Genomic DNA, 16,821 nt, shown 5'->3' on the forward strand with positions numbered 1-16,821 from the left:
GGCCTCGCTGACGCGATCTACGTAATTTTCCCGGATCCGTGTGTTCGCGGGTCTCAATACCGTTTCAAGTGCAGACGGGGAGTGCGGCACGACGTGCAGTGGTGCGTCCTCGATGAACGCTTGAGACGAGGACGCTATGGAGCTACACGGCCATCGGCAACGGGGACGACACCGCGGCGACGGCGCCGCGCCGCGCCGCGCGAGGGCGCGCCGCAGGAGCCGCTCGACGGAGCTGATCGCCGTCGTCGCCGCGTGCGCGATCGCGCTGCTCGGCGCCGCTCCGGCCTTCGCGCAGGAGGACGCGACCGCGGCGGAACGCGTCCAGACGAGCCCGTCAGCCGAAGCGCCCCCGGCCGAGAGCGGTGAGGCGGCCGATCCGGCGCCAGCTCCCGAGAGTCCGACGGGCGAGTCGCCCTCGACGCCGGCCCCCGAGCAGCCGGCCGCAGACCCGGCCCCCGAGCAGCCCTCTGCAACCGCGGCGCAGGATCCGGCGACGGAGTTGCCGCCGAGGATGCGGGCGCCCGAGGCGAAGGCGCTGGAGATTCCGCAGACGGCGAGCGCCGCCGCGGCGCCGAACGGGGCGAGCGCGCCCTACGCGTACTGGAACGTCGTCGACACGGACGGGAACGCGGTCCCCGGCGCCACCTTCTCCCTCGAGCGCCGCAGCGGCCATGGCTGGACCGGCACGAGGAACGTCTCCGACTGCACCGCGGGCACCTGCGCCGCGGTCGACCGGGACGGCGATGCCGGCGACTACCTGGCGAAGTGGATCGGCAGCGACACCCCCGGGGCCAACCCGAGCGGCACCGGCGCTTCCAACGTGATCCAGGCCGACTCGCAGTACCGCATCCGGCCCGGCGAGCCGCCCGCGGGCTACGTCTGGTCCAGCAGCACGGCCTGGGTCGATTCGAACGCCGTCGGCTGGTCCGGGGCGAGCGGCAACCGCACCCTGAGCTTCGGCACCTTCGTGCTGAAGAAGCTCAAGACGCAGCCGACCTGCGAAGCGGGATACGTGTACGCGATCAGCACGACGGGGCAGATGCAGGAGGTCGCGCCAGACGGGAGCGTGAGCGACATCGGCCGGCGGGCGCCGGACGTGTCCGTCTTCAACGGTCTCGGCATCGGCGCCGGCGGTCAACCGGTCTACGGCCTCCTGCGCAGCTCGGGATCCGGAACCTCGCAGAACGGCACCGTCTACTCGTACGACGTGGCGACCGGGGAGTGGGCGTCGACCGGCGCCAGTACGAGCGCCCTCGGCGGCAACACCGGCACCAACCTCATCGGCGGTGCGGTCGACCTGAGCAACGGCCTCTACTACTTCGGCGGTTTCACCAGCGACGGCGACTTCAAGCTCTACGAGTACGACCCGAGCGCCACCCCGCGGATCAAGCTCAAGGGTACGATCGACATCGCCGCCGATTCGAGCGCCAACGGCGACCTCGCCTTCGACGCCGTCGGCAACCTCTTCGTCGTCCACGGGGAGGGCACGACGACGACCGTCTACAGCGTCACCGCGGCGAACGTGGCCGCGGCGAACGGCGGCACGATCCCGTCGTCGATCTCCAGGTCCGTCACCACGATGAGCAACGTCAACGGGGTCTCGTTCGACGCCGGCGGCAAGGCGTATCTGGGCTCGGAGGGGCAGATCCGCTCCTTCAACATGCCGGGCTGGGGGGGATCCTCCACCGTCGTCAGCTCCGGCATCACCAGCACCGATCTCGCGACCTGCTCGTCTCCGCCCACCATCACCGTCGAGAAGTACATCGACGGCCAGCGGGTCAACGCCGGCGATCAGTTCAAGCTGACCCTGAAGCAGGGCGGGCAGACCATCGGCGAGGCGACCACGGAGGGGACGTCCCCCGGTCTGCAGGACAAGCGCATCGGCCCGCTCCCCACCGTGCGCGGCGTCGAGCTGGCCTTCTCCGAGACGGCCTCGGGCAGCACCGACCTCAACCAGTACGTCTCCAGCTACCGGTGCCTCGTCGACGGGGTGCAGACGAGTCAGGCCGAGAACACGACGACGGGAAGGATCACGATCCCCGAGGGCGGCCAGACCGTCGAGTGCCGCTTCTTCAACGCGCCCCTCGTCGCCCAGGTGAGCATCAATAAGAAGGTCACCGACGCTCAGGGAGCGAACCCGGTGCCGCGCCAGGGATGGACGGTCGGCGCGAAGGCCGTCTCCGCCCCGGGGTCCTCGGTGACGTCGGCGCCCGGCACGGCCACGCAGACGACGAACGCGGCCGGGAACGCCGCGTGGGCCTTCACATTCGGAGCCAAGGACCAGACCGCCACGGTGTCGGTCGAGGAGGCGGTGGACGACGGCTTCGTCTTCCAGAGCGGGCAGTGCACCGTGACGAGCCTCGACGGGACGACCTCGTCGACCGCGCTGACGGGGCCCTCGAGCACGCAGCTGCCGGGGATCGTCCCCGGTGACCGGGTGGACTGCAGCTACGTCAACAGGGTCAACGCCGCCTCGCTGACGCTGGTCAAGCGGGTCGAGAACCGCTACGGGGGCACTGGCGGGATCGCCGACTGGACGCTCACCGCGGCCGGGCCGACGCAGGGAGTCGCCGGACGGACCGGGGAGCCCGCGGTGACGGGACGCACGGTGGCGCCGGGCGAGTACACGCTCTCCGAGAGCAGCGGCCCCGGCGGCTACGAGGCGAGCGGCTGGGAGTGCGTGAACACCGGCGCCGGCGGCGCGCCCGCCGTGAACGGCGACCGGGTGGCCGTTCCGCTGGGAGGCGCCGTCACCTGCACGGTCACCAACTCCGACAGCCCGGGTGCGATCGCCTGGTCGAAGGTGGCGAAGGGCACGTCCGACACGCTGCGCGGATCGCAGTGGAGGATCGACGGGCCGGGCTTCACGCCGGCCAACAGAGAGATCTCCGATTGCGTCGAGGCCTCCGCGACCTCGTGCGAGGGGCTCGATAGGGACCCGTCGGCCGGACGGTTCAAGCTCGAGCAGCTGAGGTGGGGGGACTACACCGTCACCGAGACCGTCGCCCCTCCGGGGTACGTCGGGGGCGCCTCCTTCACCTTCGCGGTGAATGCGGGCACCGCCGGGACGACGATCGACCAGGGGCCCATCGAGAACGCGCAGCAGGCGGGCCTCGCGATCCCGTTCACCGGTGGCATCGCCAGCGACCTGTTCACGCTGGGAGGGCTCGGGCTCGGCACCCTCGCTGCGCTCGCGGCGGGACTGCTCGCCTACCGGCAGCGCGTCCGGCGTCAGGTAGCGACCATGTGACGGCGCGAGAGCTGCGGCGCGGCGCCGCCCGCGGCCGGCCCACGACCACCACCCACCCTCCGAGAGAACACAGCAACACATCGAGTACCGGATGCGCGGCAGCATCCAGAAGAAAGGAATCCATCATGAGTCAGCAGAATCGGGGAGCGCTCGTCAGACGCTCACTCGCCGTCATCGGAGCCGCGGCGATCGCGCTCGCCGGCATGGCCGCGGGCGGATCGGCGGCGTACGCGACCGATGCCCCCCAGCCCGGCCCGGGAGACATCACGGGGACGACGGGCACGCTCACGATCCACAAGCACGCGGGCGACCCGGGAGCGCAGGGCAACGGCACGGAGATCACCGATCCCGCCGCGCTCGCCGCGCTCGGGGCCGGCCTCGAGGGCGTCGAGTTCAGCGTTCAGCGCGTCAACTACGACGGTTCCCCGATCGACCTGACCACGGATGCGGGCTGGAACCAGGCGCAGGGCGCGCAGGCGGGGAACGTCTCGTCGGCGCCGTACAGCCTGACGGCCCAGACCACGACGACGACCGGAGCGGGCGGCGACGCCATCGTGCCGAACCTGCCGTACGGCCTCTACCTCGTCACCGAGACGAGCCCGGGGGCGAACCCGGTCGTCTCGCCCGCGCAGCCGTTCCTCGTGTCCGTGCCCTACCCCAACAGCGAGGACAGCACCTGGCTCTACAACGTGCACGTCTACCCGAAGAACAAGCTCAACACCACCACCCCCACCAAGACCGTCTCCGAGCCGGGCAACCCGGTGCTCGGGCAGGAGCTGACCTGGATGATCACGGCGCCGATCCCGCCGCTCGCCGAGGGCGACACCTACCGCAAGTTCGTCGTGACCGACGACCTCGATGAGCGCCTCGACCTGACCGGCGTCGTGGTGAGGCTCGACGGCGCGGAGCTGACCGAGGGCACGGACTACACCCTCGCCCCCGCAGCGCTTCCCGCCGCGGGAGGCCCGAACACGACGATCACGCTGACCGGCGCGCTCGCCGGCCTCGCGGGCAAGGGGAACGTGACCGTCGAGCTGAAGACGAAGGTGACCTCTCTGGGGGCCGACGGCAAGATCTCGAACAAGGGCCTGGTGAACGTCAACGATTCGCTGCGCGAGACCAACGACGAGCAGGTCAACTACGGGCCGCTGAAGATCGTGAAGAAGGCCGCGCAGAACCCGAACTACACCCTCGCTGGCGCCGAGTTCACCCTGCACAAGTCGAAGGACGGCGCCGCCCTCGACGCCCCGGGCACGCTCACCACCAACAGCGCCGGCGAGATCGTGGTCGACGGCCTCTGGACGGGCAGCGGCGCGGACCTCACGGAGACATACTGGCTCAAGGAGACGAAGGCCCCGGCCGGGTACGCGCTGCCCCAGGGCGACGCGGCCTGGACCCAGGTGACGGTCACCGCGGGATCCGCGGCGAGCGTCGTCCCCGTCGCCATCACCAACACCCAGCAGCAGGGACCGAACCTGCCGCTCACCGGCTCGTCCGGGACGGCGATGTTCATGGCGGGCGGACTCGCCCTGCTGCTGACCGCCGGCGGATCCGCTCTGATCGCGGCTCGACGCAAGCAGGCGTCCGCGAGGTAGCCCGCGACACAGCGGGATCAGGGGGCGGGGAGCCGTCGGCTCCCCGCCCCACCACCACCGGAGGGAGAGATCGTGAGCATCGCACGCGTCGATTCGAAGCGAGAGACGCCGCAGCGCGTTTCCGCGCGCCGGTGGCGATTCCCCCGCGCGGCCTTCCTCATCTCACTGCTGGCCCTTGTCGGCGTGCTCGTGCTCCTCTACCCGACCACGGCCGCGTGGTTCTCGCAGTACAACCAGTCCCGTGTGATCGAGATGGTCGAGGGCGCGGTCCAGAAGGGGCCGAGCAGCCGGCTCGAGGCCGAGATCGAGCGGGCGCGCGACTACAACGACGCCCTCGTCGGCGGGGCGCTCGTCGAGCCCAACACCAGTGTCCCGACCGGCACGGGCGCCTCGGGCAGCGCCGACGCGTACGAGAGTCTGCTCCGCGCGGACGCCGAGGGCGCGATGGCCCGGCTGCGCATCCCCGCGATCGGGGTCGACCTGCCGATCTATCACGGCACCTCGGAGCAGACCCTGCAGCGCGGAGTGGGGCACCTGCAGGGAACCTCGCTGCCGGTCGGGGGCGCTTCGCAGCACTCGGTGCTCACCGCGCACCGGGGGCTGGCGAGCGCCGAGCTCTTCACCCAGCTCGACAAGGTGGGCGTCGGCGACACCTTCACCATCGAGGTGTTCGGCGAGGTGCTCACGTACCGCGTGCGAGACACCCGGGTGGTCGATCCCGACCAGACCGAGTCGCTGTACCCCTCGTACGGGGAGGATCTCGTCACCCTCGTCACCTGCACGCCCCTCGGCATCAACACGCATCGCATCCTCGTCACCGGCGAGCGCGTCACGCCGACGCCGGTCGCCGATGTCGAGCGCGCGGGCGACCGCCCCGATATCCCCGGGTTTCCCTGGTGGGCCGTCGGCCTCGGAGCCACACTGCTGCTGCTCTCGGCGTACGTATGGCGCGCGGGCGCGACTCGGAGATCCGAGCAGACAGACTTCACGCGCGACGACCCGGGCGGTGTCCCGACGCGCGCGTGATCGGACCCGGGGCAGCGGCGAGGTCTCCCCGCTTCGCCGCTGTCCCGCGGAATGCGGAGCCGGTCTCCGCGCCGTCGGACCCGGCTCCCTCGCTTCCCCGAGGGGGCCGGGTCCGACGCTTCTCAGCGTCCCAGCGGGCCTCGCGTCAGACGAGACGCCCGAGCACGTAGTCGATCGCGCCCGTGAGCCTGCGCACATCGTCGGGATCGATCGCCGTGAACGTGGCGATGCGCAGCTGGTTGCGGCCCAGCTTGCGGTACGGCTCCGTGTCGACGATCCCGTTCGCGCGCAGCGCCTTCGACACGGCCGAGGCGTCGACGCTGTCGTCGAAGTCGATCGTCACGACGACCTGCGAGCGATGTTCCGGATCCGCCACGAACGGCGCGGCCGCCGCCGTGCGCTCGGCCCAGTCGTAGAGCACGCCCGACGACTCGGCCGTGCGGGCGGCGGCCCAGGTCAGGCCGCCCCGGCCGTTGATCCAGCGCACCTGCTCGTCCATCAGGGCGAGCGTGGCGAGCGCCGGAGTGTTGAGGGTCTGATTCTTGCGCGAGTTCTCGATGGCGCCCGCGAGGTTCAGGGTCTCGGGGATGTAACGGCTCGAGCCCGTCACGCGCTCGATGCGCTCGATCGCGGCGGGGGAGACGAGGGCGAACCAGAGGCCGCCGTCGGAGGCGAAGTTCTTCTGCGGCGAGAAGTAGTAGACGTCGACCTCGTTCGCGTCGAAGTCGATGCCGCCGGCGCCGCTCGTCGCGTCGACGACGGTCAGCGATCCCGCGTCGCCCGCGACTCGCCGCACGGGCGCCATGACGCCCGTCGAGGTCTCGTTGTGCGGGTAGGCATAGACGTCGACGCCAGCGACGGCCTCGGCCCGCGAACGCGAGCCGGCCTCGGCCGTGCGCACGTCGGGATCCTCGAGGAACGGCGCCGCGGCCACCGCTTTCGCGAACTTCGCGCCGAACTCGCCGAACGCCAGATGCTGGCTGCGGCGTTCGACGAGCGAGTGGGCCGCCGCATCCCAGAACGCCGTCGCCCCGCCGTTCGCGAGCAGGATCTCGTAGCCCGCGGGAGCCCGGAACAGAGCCGCGAGACCCTCCCGCAGACTGCCCACGAGGTCCTTCACCGGAGCCTGCCGGTGCGAGGTGCCGAGCACGCCCGGCTGGAGCGACGCCAGGAAGTCGAGCTGCTCGCCCCGCACCTTGGAAGGGCCGCATCCGAAGCGACCGTCGGCGGGCAGGAGTTCGGCGGGGATGATGATGTCGGCCATATGCACGATTCTACCGAGCGCGCGGCCGGGAACGCGGATCCCGGGTTCGCCCCCCGATGCTCTAGGCTGTGAGGCGAGCCTAAGTCAAGAGAGGGCGGCGATGACGGATCTGATCGACACGACCGAGATGTACCTCCGCACGATCCTCGAGCTCGAGGAGGAGGGCATCGTTCCTCTGCGCGCCCGCATTTCGGAGCGCCTCGGACACTCCGGCCCCACCGTCTCCCAGACCGTCGGCCGCATGGAGCGCGACGGCCTTGTCGTCGTCACCGACGATCGCCGACTCGAACTCACCCTCGACGGACGCACCAAAGCCGTGCACGTCATGCGCAAGCATCGCCTCGCCGAGCGCCTGCTCGCCGACGTGATCGGCCTGGAATGGGCGTATGTCCACGAGGAGGCGTGCCGCTGGGAACACGTCATGAGCGAGCGGGTCGAACGCAAACTGCTGGGCATCCTCGACCACCCCACCGAGTCGCCTTACGGCAACCCGATCCCCGGGCTCGACGAGCTCGGCGCGCCGCGCGCCGGGTCGTTCCAGTCCGGTGTCGCGGGCATCTCCGAGTTGCTGATCGACCAGGAGCAGCCGGTGACCGCCCGCATCAAGCGGCTGGCCGAGCCGCTGCAGGTGGATCCCCAGCTGCTCGAGCAGCTGGGGGGCGCGGGCGTGCTGCCCGGCCGCACGGCGACCTTCACCCGACGCGGCAACACGGTGCGCGTCGAGGCCGATGAGTCGAGCGAGGCCCTCGATCTGCCGCTCGATATCGCAGGCCACATCTTCGTCTCCGTGTCACACTGAGACGTGTCCGCGAACGCGGAGGAATCGAGGGGCTGCCCGTCAAGGCCGTCCGCTACATGGAGTTGATAGACCGAGGAGACGAACGTTGTCACTGCCCACCCCTGAAGCCCACCTCCGTTCGGTGGCTGAGGTCGTCGAACATCGCAGCCAGGGCGAGCCCGAGTTCTTGCAGGCCGTTCACGAGGTACTCGAGTCGCTGGAGCCGGTGCTCGCCGAGCACCCCGAGTTCATCGAGGGCGGCATCCTCGAGCGGCTCGTGGAGCCAGAGCGGCAGCTCGTCTTCCGGGTGCCCTGGACCGACGACGAGGGATTCGTGCGGGTCAACCGCGGGTTCCGGGTGCAGTTCAACTCTGCGCTCGGCCCGTACAAGGGCGGTCTGCGCTTCCACCCGTCGGTGAACCTGTCGGTGATCAAGTTCCTCGGCTTCGAGCAGATCTTCAAGAACGCGCTCACCTCGCAGCGCATCGGCGGCGGCAAGGGCGGATCCGATTTCGACCCGAGCGGCCGCAGCGACGCCGAGGTGATGCGGTTCTGCCAGAGCTTCATGACCGAGCTGGTGCACCACATCGGCGAGCACACCGACATCCCCGCCGGTGACATCGGCGTGGGCGGGCGCGAGATCGGCTTCCTGTTCGGGCAGTACCGCCGCATCACGCAGCGCTACGAGGCGGGCGTGCTCACGGGTAAGGGCGTGGGCTGGGGCGGAGCCGAGGTGCGCACCGAGGCCACCGGATACGGCGCCGTGTTCTTCGCGGAGGAGATGCTGCTGCGCGCCGGCGAGGGGATCGAGGGCCGCCGCGCGGTCGTCTCGGGGTCGGGCAACGTCGCCACCTACGCGATCGAGAAGATCCAGCAGCTCGGCGGCAGGGCCATCACGGCGTCCGACTCCGGCGGGTGCATCGTCGACGAGGACGGCATCGACCTGGACCTGCTGAAGCAGATCAAGGGCGTGGAGCGCGCCCGCATCTCGGCGTACGCCGACCGTCGCCCCTCGGCTCGGTTCGTGCCGGGCGGTTCCGTGTGGGACGTGCCGGCCGAGCTCGCATTCCCCTGCGCCACGCAGAACGAGCTAGACGAGGCGCAGGCCCGCACCCTGATCGCGAACGGCGTGCGCGCCGTCGCCGAGGGCGCCAACATGCCCACCACTCCCGGCGCGGTCGAGCTGTTCCAGGAGGCCGGAGTGCTCTTCGGGCCCGGCAAGGCGGCCAACGCCGGCGGTGTGGCCACCTCGGCGCTCGAGATGAGCCAGAACGCGGCGCGCTCGCGCTGGGATCGCGACAAGAGCGAGACGCGCCTGCACGACATCATGCGCGACGTGCACGGCGCCGCTTACGCGGCCTCCGAGCGCTACGGCCGACCGGGCGACTACGTGCTCGGCGCCAACTCCGCCGCGTTCGTCACGGTCGCCCAGGCCATGCTCGAGCAGGGAGTGATCTAGGGTCCTGCGCCGCGGCCTTGCGCCGCCTGGCCGCCCCGGCGCCGCCCGCCCCCGCCCTCCTCGTCATGTCCTACTCGCGTGACGCGTGCGGTCGCCGTGTCCGCGCCGACGGACGACCGCGCGCGTCATCTGCGAGGTGGAGGGCGGACGCCCATCGGGGCGTCCTCGATTTCTCGACGTCGAGAGATCCCGGATCCCGGCCCCGCCGGAGAAAACGCCAAGTTTCGAACCGCGTTGAAGGTTCCGTGACCAGAACGTGACATTATCGTGATCATCGGTTACCCTTGAACGGTCGCGGCCCGCAGGGGTCGTTTCTCGAAGTGGGAACCGTAAGCGAACGTTAGGCAGATTATTCTCGTGATTCAGAACCCCAGCACGGAAGTCGTGGTATCGGGCACCGCCGAGAAGCCGGCTTCGGCAAAGGCGAAGCGAATCGCTCAGATGGCCGGCGCAGCCACGCTGAGTCTCGGTCTCGTGGGTACGTTCAGCATCCCGGCCTATGCCCTCGCACCAGAGCCCGAGGGGGCGCCGGACGGCGTCGCAACCTCGCAGACGCTGCAGACCGTCAGCTTCGAAGAGACCGCGCTCCCGCTCACCGCGCCCGAGGGCGAGGTGGGCGCGGAGATCCTCGCACAGGAGCAGAAGGCGGCCGAGGAGAAGGCGGCGGCCGAGCGAGCGGCGAAGCAGCAGCGGGAGCAGGCCGCGGCGGCTCAGCCTCCCCAGGGCGGCGGCGCGGCCCCCGGGCAGGATGTGCCGGCCGGCGCGGGAGCGCAGGGCATCGTGAACGCGGCGCTCGCCCAGCTCGGTCAGTACCAGGACTGCACGCGCCTGATCGAGCGCGCGCTGCAGGCCATCGGCATTCCCGCGGGCGACCTCGGCACGCAGGTCGCCGAGCACACCGCGCTCGGCGGCGTGCTCGTGACCGACGGCTCGTACGCGCCCGGTGACGTCCTCGTCTGGCCCGGTCAGCACACCGCCATCTACCTCGGCAACGGCCAGGCGGTGCACAGCGGATGGGGCGGCAACCAGACCGTGATCGCCACCTACGCTTCCCCGAGCGCGACTCCGTACGTGGTGCGCTTCGGCTGAATCAGGTGTTCCGAGAGCGGGCGGGGTTTCGACCTCGCCCGCTCTCGTCTTTCGGGGGTGGCGGCACGAGCAGCACCGCCGTGCCGCCTGCGCGAGGCGGCGGCACGGGCGACAGCTGCTAGACTCGATCCTCGGTGCGGCGTTCCCTCCCGTTCGCGCCCCACGCCTCAGTAGCTCAGTGGATAGAGCACCGCTCTCCTAAAGCGGGTGTCGTAGGTTCGATTCCTATCTGGGGCACGAAAAGTCCGTGGTAACCCGACCGCGATGTCTTTGCGCCCGAGCGCGCGTGTGTCGATGACGGGATGGCGCGTTACCCCAAACTGCAAGATCCGCCGCTTGCGAGAGCGCTACCGGTGCTTCAAGAGCCCCGTGGGAGATGATTTCCCGGATATCGCTCGAATGCCTGTCCGCCATGCCCAGATTAGTGACGACGGGCGTGCTGAGATCGCGAATGCCATCCGCTGCGCGGTGCCCGCAAGGCGCGCACCTACCTTCCGGAAGCCGACGCCCGCGAGGAGATCCTCGACTTCGCCGAGTTCATGCGGAAGCTCGAGTCCTTCCCCTCGCAGAACTCTTCCAAGGCCGCGCTCGCTTCCGGTGAGGACATCACGGTCGTGCCGCAGGGCATGACGATGACGACGCAGCAGGCGGCCGACTTCCTCGGCATCAGTCGCCCTACGCTGGTGCGCCTGCTCGAGGCGGGCGAGATCCCGTTCGAGCAGCCCGGCCGCCACCGCCGTGTCCGTCTGGAGGATTTGATCGCGTACCAGTCGACGTCCCGGGCTGAGCGCCGCGACGCGCTGCGCGAGCTTCGCCGGGCGAGTCTCGACGCGAGCATCCAGGTCGGAAACCCGGATGATGTCCGGCGACGCTCGGAGCTCGACGCGGAGTGAGATTCCCGGCCTTGTTCGACACGAACGTCCTCTACGGGGCGCTGCTGAACGACCTCATCTTGGAACTCGCCGACCGCGGCCCGTTCCGGCCGCTGCGGTCGCAGGACGTGCTGTTCGAGCTGGCGAAGAACCTCGTGAAGAACGACGAGGAGGATCGCCATGTGCTGGCGGCCGCCGTCCGCGGCGGTGCCGAGGTGCTGGTGGCCTTCAACCTGAAGGACTTCCCGGCGTCCTCGGTCGAACGGTTCGACCTCGAGATCGTCCACCCCGACGACTTCCTCCTCGACCAGCTCGATCTCTACCATGCGACCACGCTGCGCGCCCTGGTGGAGCTGGTCGAGAGCTACGATTCCCCGGCGATGACGATGGACGACTACCTCATAGCGCTCATCCGTGCCGGCGTGCCGAAGTTCGCGGAGACCGCACGAGACCGACTGTACTGATCCTGGTGGCGCACAGGCGGCCTGATCCCGGATCCGAACGACTCGGCGACTGCGCGGATCGGGGAGCCGGCCTCGGAGAGGGCGACCATGTCGATGGACAGCTGAGTGGCGACCGAGTTGTGAACATTCTCAGTAGACGCGACAGCCCGGTTCGCGCTTCAGCTTGATCCCGGCCTTCGCCCCAGAAATCAGCGATTTCAGGCACGGGGCGACTTTCGAGCGTCGTCTGGTATGGGCGCTTCGCCTCGATTCGCAGACGGCGCTGGGCGCCGGAGTGGCGTTACGGCATCAGCGCCGCGATCAACGGCTGCGGCTACCGCAGCTTCGAAGAGCCGAAGGCCTGATGCCATCCTGAGCGCGAGCCGGAGAGTCAGCTGTGTATTCGCTGCCCTGCATGGGGGATGCCGTAGCGTTGAGGAAGCGATCGGCATCTGCCTTGAGCTTTCCACACCAGTTGCACACCGGCCGCTGCTCATAGAAAAGATGCACATATCTCCGCGAAGACCGTTGACACCGTCAGCACGCTTGGGCCCATCCGACAGACCTACGCTCGTAAAGAGGACTTCCCGTCGATCGCGCGTGCGTACACCCGGCTGTCCGAGGTGATTCGCGAAGCGGGCCTGCTGCGCCGCAGCCCCGTGTTCTACCTGGCGACCGGCATCGCGATCGCTCTCGGCTTCGGCGGTGCGATCACGGGGTTCATCCTGCTCGGCGACAGCTGGTTCCAGCTCCTCATCGCCGCGTCGTTGGGGCTCCTCTTCACTCAGGTCGCGTTCCTCTCCCACGAAGCAGGACACCGGCAGATCCTCTCGACCGGACCTGCGAATGATCGCCTCGCCCGCGTGCTCGCCGCGTTCGTCGGGGTGAGCTATTCCTGGTGGGATTCCAAGCACAGTCGCCACCACGCCAACCCCAACCGGGTCGGTAAAGACCCCGACATCGAAGTCGACACCATCTCGTTCCTCGACGAGGACGCCGTGCAAGCGCGCGGGCTGCGTCGGCTCATCACCCGAAAGCAGGGATGGCTCTTCTTCCCGCTCCTGACGCTTGAAGGGCTGAACCTCCACTTCCACAGCCTCAAGCACCTGCTCGGGCGCGGCCCGGTCAAAGCACGATGGGTTGAACTCGCAATGATCGCCGTACGGTTCGCGCTCGTCTTCACGCCCGTGTTCCTGCTCCTTCCGCTCGGCACGGCATTCGCGTTCTCCGGAGTGCTGCTCGCCGTCTTCGGCGTCTACATGGGGGCGTCGTTCGCCCCGAACCACAAAGGCATGCCGGTGATCGCACCCGATGCCAGGCTCGATTTCTTCTCGAAGCAGGTTCGCACGTCGCGCAACATTCGTGGCGGCTGGTGGGCCACTGTTCTGATGGGTGGCCTGAACTACCAGATCGAGCACCACCTCTTCCCGAGTATGGCCAGACCCCAGCTCGCGAAGACGCGCGAGATCGTCCGCGAGTACTGCGCCACCCATGACGTGCCGTACACGGAGACCTCCCTCTGGCGCTCTTACGCGATCGTCATCGACTACCTCAACACCGTCGGACTTGCCGCACGCGACCCCTTCGAATGCCCCATGGTCGCCCAGTACCGGAGGGTGTGAGCTCTCTTCCGACCCTATTCCTTTAGTGCAGTTGACGTAACTAGTGCTTGGTATGCACTAATAGAGGCATGGTCTATATCATCCATGGCGCGACCGGCGCCCAAGGCTCCCCCGTCCTCACCGCCCTGAACGTTGCGGGCAAACACGCCGTGGCCGCCGTCCGCGACACCGGCAAAGTGCCGGCCGGTGTCGACGCCGTCGCCGTCGACCTGACCGACCGCGAAGCCCTGACCGAGGCTTACGCCGGGGCCGAGGGCGTGTTCATCCACCTGCCGATGGGCGCGCCCGTCGAGTCTTCTGCGCAGGCGCGCGCCATTGCCGCCGCCGTCGCAGCCGCGCGGCCGGCTCGGGTGGTGATCTCGACCAGTGGCCAGATCGTCGACCAGCCCGGATCGCCCCTCCTGGCGCCCGACGACAGCCCGATCCAGACGCTGATCCGCAGCGTCTCCGAGACGGGTGTCTCAACCGCTGTCGTCGCTCCGCGCCTGTACCTGGAGAACCTGCTGCTCCCCGTCATCGCCGAGCCCGCTCGCGCAGAGGGCGTCCTGCGGTATCCGCTGCCGGCGGATTACCCGGTGTCATGGAGCTCGCATCTGGACGTCGCCGAGGTCGTGGTCCGTCTGCTCGCCGACACCGCTGTTACCGGTACCGTCGCGGTCGGGCACTACCCGGGTCTGACGGGGGCAGACCTCGCCGAGAGCTTCGCCGCGCATCTCGGCGGTGAGGTACGGTTCGAGGGGATCACCCCGGATGCGTTCGGCGAGCTGATCACGCCGCTGTTCGGCCCCGCTGCTGCGCCGGTCGTGGATCTGTACCGCGCTCTGAACGCACAGGACAGGAACACGATCAGTGACACGAATAGCGCGCAGACGGTGCTCGGCCTCGCTCCTCGTCCCGTGACGCGGTGGCTGGCTGAACTCGGAGTCTGAGAGACCTCGTGCCCCCGAGCCTCGCGCGCAGCGGCACCGTCGCTATCGCCCTTCCTGCCGGCGGGGAGATGGCAAGCGGGGGATGGCCCGCAGGAGTGAACGGGTGTACTCGTTCTGAGGGGAACGGAGGAGAGTCTCCGTCTCGCCGCTCTCGACCACCTCGCCGCGCTGCATGACGACGATCTCGTCGGAGACGTAGCGCACCACCGCCAGGTTGTGAGAGATGAAGACCATGGTGATCGAGGTGCGCTCGCGGATCTCGTCGATGAGGTTGAGCACCGCGCCCTGCACCGACGCGTCGAGGGACGAGGTGATCTCGTCGGCCACGAGCAGGCGCGGCTCGACCGCGAGCGCGCGCGCAATGCACACCCGCTGCCGCATGCCGCCCGAGAGCTCCCGCGGAAGCAGGGGGGCGGCGCTCCGGGGGAGCCGCACCAGGTCGAGCAACTCGTCCCGGCGGGCCGGCCAGGCCCGCCGGTCGAAGCCCGGTTGATTGCGCAGCCCCTCCTGGATCGCCTCGCTCACCGTCATCTTCGGGTTGAGCGACGAGTAGGGATCCTGGAAGACCATCTGAACCTGTCGCGCGCGCTCGGATCGGCTCAGCCCCTGCTGCGCCGTGACGGATACGCCGTCGATGGAGACGGTGCCGCTGTCGGGGGAGAGGAGGCCGGCTATGGCGCGCCCGACCGTGGATTTACCGCTGCCGGACTCGCCGACCACGCCGAGCACTCTTCCCTTGCGCACGTCGAAGCTGACGCCGCGTACCGCGTGCACCCGGGTCCGCCCCGCCCCGAAGCCGATGTGGAGATCCCGCACCGAGAGCATCTTCGTCATGCCGCGCCCCTTTCTCCGCCCGTTGCTGCCACGCCCCCGCAGCGGGCGAGCGCACCCCGGCCCTCAGACTCATCCCGCACGTCGCACCGCCTGTTCGACATCGAACTCCGGGGGGATGGTCATGAGGGGCTTGTCGCGGTCGGTCTCCAGCGTGGGGAAGGAGCTGACGAGAGCCCTGGTGTAGGGGTGCGCCAGCCGCTCCGGGGCGGCGAGCTGCTCGACGGCGAGGTCCTCGACGATCTCGCCGCGGTACATGACGAGGATGCGCGTGCAGATCTCGGCGAGCACCGCGATGTCGTGCGAGATGACGAGCGCACCCGCCTGGAGGTCCCTGATCTCCTCCTGCAGGAGATCGAGCACCTTGCGCTGGACGCTGACGTCGAGCGCGGTGGTCGGCTCGTCAGCGATGAGTAGGCGAGGATACGAGAGGTTGGCCATGGCGATGAGCGAGCGCTGCCGCATGCCGCCGGAGAACTGGTGGGGGTACATCCTCGCGCGCTGCTCCGGCTCCGGAATGTCGACGCCGGCCAGCGCGTCGACGGCCTGACGCCTCGCCTCCGCCCACCCGGTCGAGGAGTTGTAGCGCGGCACCTCCGCGAGCTGAGTGCCGACCGCGATGGCCGGGTTCAGTGCGGTCAGCGAATCCTGGAAGACGACGCCGATGCCGCGCGGAGGTTGCGCGTCGTCGGCGCGGGAGGATATCTCGGAACCATCGAGACGGATGGAGCGCGCCTCCATCCGCGCGCCCTGAGGGAGCAGGCCGGCGATCGCCATCACGGTGAGGGTCTTGCCGCTGCCGGACTCGCCCACGATCCCGACGATCTCTCCGCGACGGAGCGAGAGGCTCACGTCCCGGACGGGCGTGTGGGCGGCGCCCGAGGGATGCGTCACCGACACCGAGAGCCCGTCGACGACGAGCAGCGAATCGCCATCCTCCGGGGGCTCCGCGCGCGTCGGGACGACTGCGGCGCGCGCACGAGCGGCCGCGCCGGCCGGGGGCCGTTGGCGTTCGCGGAGGGCCGCCGCGATCGACTCTCCGAGCATTGTGACACTGAGGCCCGCGATGACGACGGCGAGGGCGGGGCCGAGAACCTGGGCGGGTTGCGTGTAGACCTGCTTGAAGCCCTCGTTGAGGAGCCGCCCCCAGTCGTAGGCCGGCGCGATGACACCGACGCCGATGAAGCTGAGGCTCGAGAGCGCGAGCAGCGACGCGCCGAACGAGAGCGTGAGATTGACGATGAGCGGCTCGGCGACGTTCGGCAGCACGTAACGTGAGAGCAGACGACTCCTGGACGCGCCCAGCATACGCGCAGCCGCGATGTAGTCCGCACCGCTGATCCTCAACGTGAGCGTCTGGGTGAGACGGGCGAAGACCGGTGTCATGGCGAGACCCATCGCCAGGATCGAGGTGAGCGGTGAATTGCCGAGCAGTACGAGCAGGAACATTGCGATGAGCAGCATGGGGAAGGCGAGCCAGGTGTGCAGCAGTCCTGAGAAGAAGCGCTGGGAGCGAACGCCGAACAGCGCGGGCACCGCGCCCAGCAGCACGCCGAGTACGGCACCGAGCCCCACCGAGGCGAGGGCCATGAGCATTGAGGTCTGCGTCGCCACCAGGGTGCGTGCGAACAGGGCGGATTCAATTGGTTGTCGCAACACCCTG

At 69.3% G+C, this 16,821-nt stretch carries 13 protein-coding genes and 1 tRNA gene; 11 read left to right on the forward strand and 3 right to left on the reverse strand.

Going from position 1 to position 16,821, the window contains the following annotated elements; all coding sequences use genetic code 11:
- Positions 1 to 136 precede the first annotated feature (136 nt).
- The 3 genes from D1J51_RS18600 to D1J51_RS16620 all read left to right on the forward strand — a co-directional run bounded on the left by D1J51_RS18600 (position 137) and on the right by D1J51_RS16620 (position 5,871).
- A complete protein-coding gene (locus tag D1J51_RS18600; protein WP_119077036.1) occupies positions 137 to 3,250 on the forward strand; it encodes a SpaA isopeptide-forming pilin-related protein in 3,114 nt (1,037 codons plus the stop codon).
- A gap of 125 nt (positions 3,251 to 3,375) precedes the next feature.
- Positions 3,376 to 4,845: a SpaH/EbpB family LPXTG-anchored major pilin gene (locus tag D1J51_RS16615; protein WP_119077038.1), complete on the forward strand. Its 1,470-nt coding sequence runs from the start codon at positions 3,376 to 3,378 to the stop codon at positions 4,843 to 4,845.
- 72 nt (positions 4,846 to 4,917) lie between these two features.
- Positions 4,918 to 5,871, forward strand: coding sequence for a class C sortase (locus D1J51_RS16620; RefSeq protein WP_305773788.1), 954 nt, complete (start codon positions 4,918 to 4,920; stop codon positions 5,869 to 5,871).
- Positions 5,872 to 6,016: 145 nt separating this feature from the next.
- Here D1J51_RS16620 and serC read toward each other — a convergent pair whose 3' ends face one another.
- Positions 6,017 to 7,135, reverse strand: a complete 1,119-nt coding sequence (gene serC / locus D1J51_RS16625) for a phosphoserine transaminase (protein WP_119077040.1) — start codon at positions 7,133 to 7,135, stop codon at positions 6,017 to 6,019.
- A gap of 100 nt (positions 7,136 to 7,235) precedes the next feature.
- Here serC and D1J51_RS16630 point away from each other — a divergent pair, with 100 nt between their 5' ends.
- The 8 genes from D1J51_RS16630 (at position 7,236) to D1J51_RS16665 (ending at position 14,327) form a co-directional block, all read left to right on the forward strand.
- Positions 7,236 to 7,934, forward strand: a complete 699-nt coding sequence (locus D1J51_RS16630) for a metal-dependent transcriptional regulator (RefSeq protein WP_119077042.1) — start codon at positions 7,236 to 7,238, stop codon at positions 7,932 to 7,934.
- A gap of 85 nt (positions 7,935 to 8,019) precedes the next feature.
- The gene (gene gdhA / locus D1J51_RS16635; RefSeq protein ID WP_119077044.1) at positions 8,020 to 9,372 is read left to right on the forward strand and encodes an NADP-specific glutamate dehydrogenase; all 1,353 of its coding nucleotides are present in this window, start codon (positions 8,020 to 8,022) and stop codon (positions 9,370 to 9,372) included.
- 441 nt (positions 9,373 to 9,813) lie between these two features.
- On the forward strand, positions 9,814 to 10,461 hold the full coding sequence (locus D1J51_RS16640) for an NlpC/P60 family protein (protein WP_205547997.1): 648 nt from the start codon (positions 9,814 to 9,816) through the stop codon (positions 10,459 to 10,461).
- A gap of 164 nt (positions 10,462 to 10,625) precedes the next feature.
- Positions 10,626 to 10,698: transfer RNA gene (locus D1J51_RS16645), tRNA-Arg, on the forward strand.
- Positions 10,699 to 11,000: 302 nt separating this feature from the next.
- The gene (locus D1J51_RS16650; RefSeq protein ID WP_119077045.1) at positions 11,001 to 11,354 is read left to right on the forward strand and encodes a helix-turn-helix domain-containing protein; all 354 of its coding nucleotides are present in this window, start codon (positions 11,001 to 11,003) and stop codon (positions 11,352 to 11,354) included.
- Between the two features lie 11 nt (positions 11,355 to 11,365).
- The gene (locus D1J51_RS16655; RefSeq protein ID WP_240423405.1) at positions 11,366 to 11,797 is read left to right on the forward strand and encodes a PIN domain-containing protein; all 432 of its coding nucleotides are present in this window, start codon (positions 11,366 to 11,368) and stop codon (positions 11,795 to 11,797) included.
- A 491-nt stretch (positions 11,798 to 12,288) separates the two neighbouring features.
- Positions 12,289 to 13,398 (forward strand): fatty acid desaturase family protein, encoded by a 1,110-nt coding sequence (locus tag D1J51_RS16660; protein ID WP_119077049.1) that lies wholly within the window; start codon positions 12,289 to 12,291, stop codon positions 13,396 to 13,398.
- A gap of 68 nt (positions 13,399 to 13,466) precedes the next feature.
- Positions 13,467 to 14,327: an NmrA family NAD(P)-binding protein gene (locus tag D1J51_RS16665; RefSeq protein WP_119077051.1), complete on the forward strand. Its 861-nt coding sequence runs from the start codon at positions 13,467 to 13,469 to the stop codon at positions 14,325 to 14,327.
- A 42-nt stretch (positions 14,328 to 14,369) separates the two neighbouring features.
- Here the strand turns inward: D1J51_RS16665 and D1J51_RS16670 are convergent, their stop codons facing one another.
- Positions 14,370 to 15,161, reverse strand: a complete 792-nt coding sequence (locus D1J51_RS16670; RefSeq protein WP_119077052.1) for an ABC transporter ATP-binding protein — start codon at positions 15,159 to 15,161, stop codon at positions 14,370 to 14,372.
- Between the two features lie 69 nt (positions 15,162 to 15,230).
- Positions 15,231 to 16,821 (reverse strand): dipeptide/oligopeptide/nickel ABC transporter permease/ATP-binding protein (locus D1J51_RS16675; RefSeq protein WP_205547999.1); only part of this gene is annotated, 1,591 nt, incomplete at its 5' end.

Origin of the sequence: Leucobacter sp. wl10 (assembly GCF_003569785.1) — a bacterium.
Lineage (GTDB): Bacteria > Actinomycetota > Actinomycetes > Actinomycetales > Microbacteriaceae > Leucobacter.

Coding starts and splice junctions, on each gene's coding strand:
- D1J51_RS16640 (WP_205547997.1), top strand. CDS start 9,814: ATGGCCGGCGCAGCCACGCTGAGTCTCGGTCTCGTGGGTACGTTCAGC.
- serC (WP_119077040.1), bottom strand. CDS start 7,135: ATGGCCGACATCATCATCCCCGCCGAACTCCTGCCCGCCGACGGTCGC.
- D1J51_RS18600 (WP_119077036.1), top strand. CDS start 137: ATGGAGCTACACGGCCATCGGCAACGGGGACGACACCGCGGCGACGGC.
- D1J51_RS16630 (WP_119077042.1), top strand. CDS start 7,236: ATGACGGATCTGATCGACACGACCGAGATGTACCTCCGCACGATCCTC.
- D1J51_RS16615 (WP_119077038.1), top strand. CDS start 3,376: ATGAGTCAGCAGAATCGGGGAGCGCTCGTCAGACGCTCACTCGCCGTC.
- D1J51_RS16665 (WP_119077051.1), top strand. CDS start 13,467: ATGGTCTATATCATCCATGGCGCGACCGGCGCCCAAGGCTCCCCCGTC.
- D1J51_RS16650 (WP_119077045.1), top strand. CDS start 11,001: ATGCGGAAGCTCGAGTCCTTCCCCTCGCAGAACTCTTCCAAGGCCGCG.
- D1J51_RS16670 (WP_119077052.1), bottom strand. CDS start 15,161: ATGACGAAGATGCTCTCGGTGCGGGATCTCCACATCGGCTTCGGGGCG.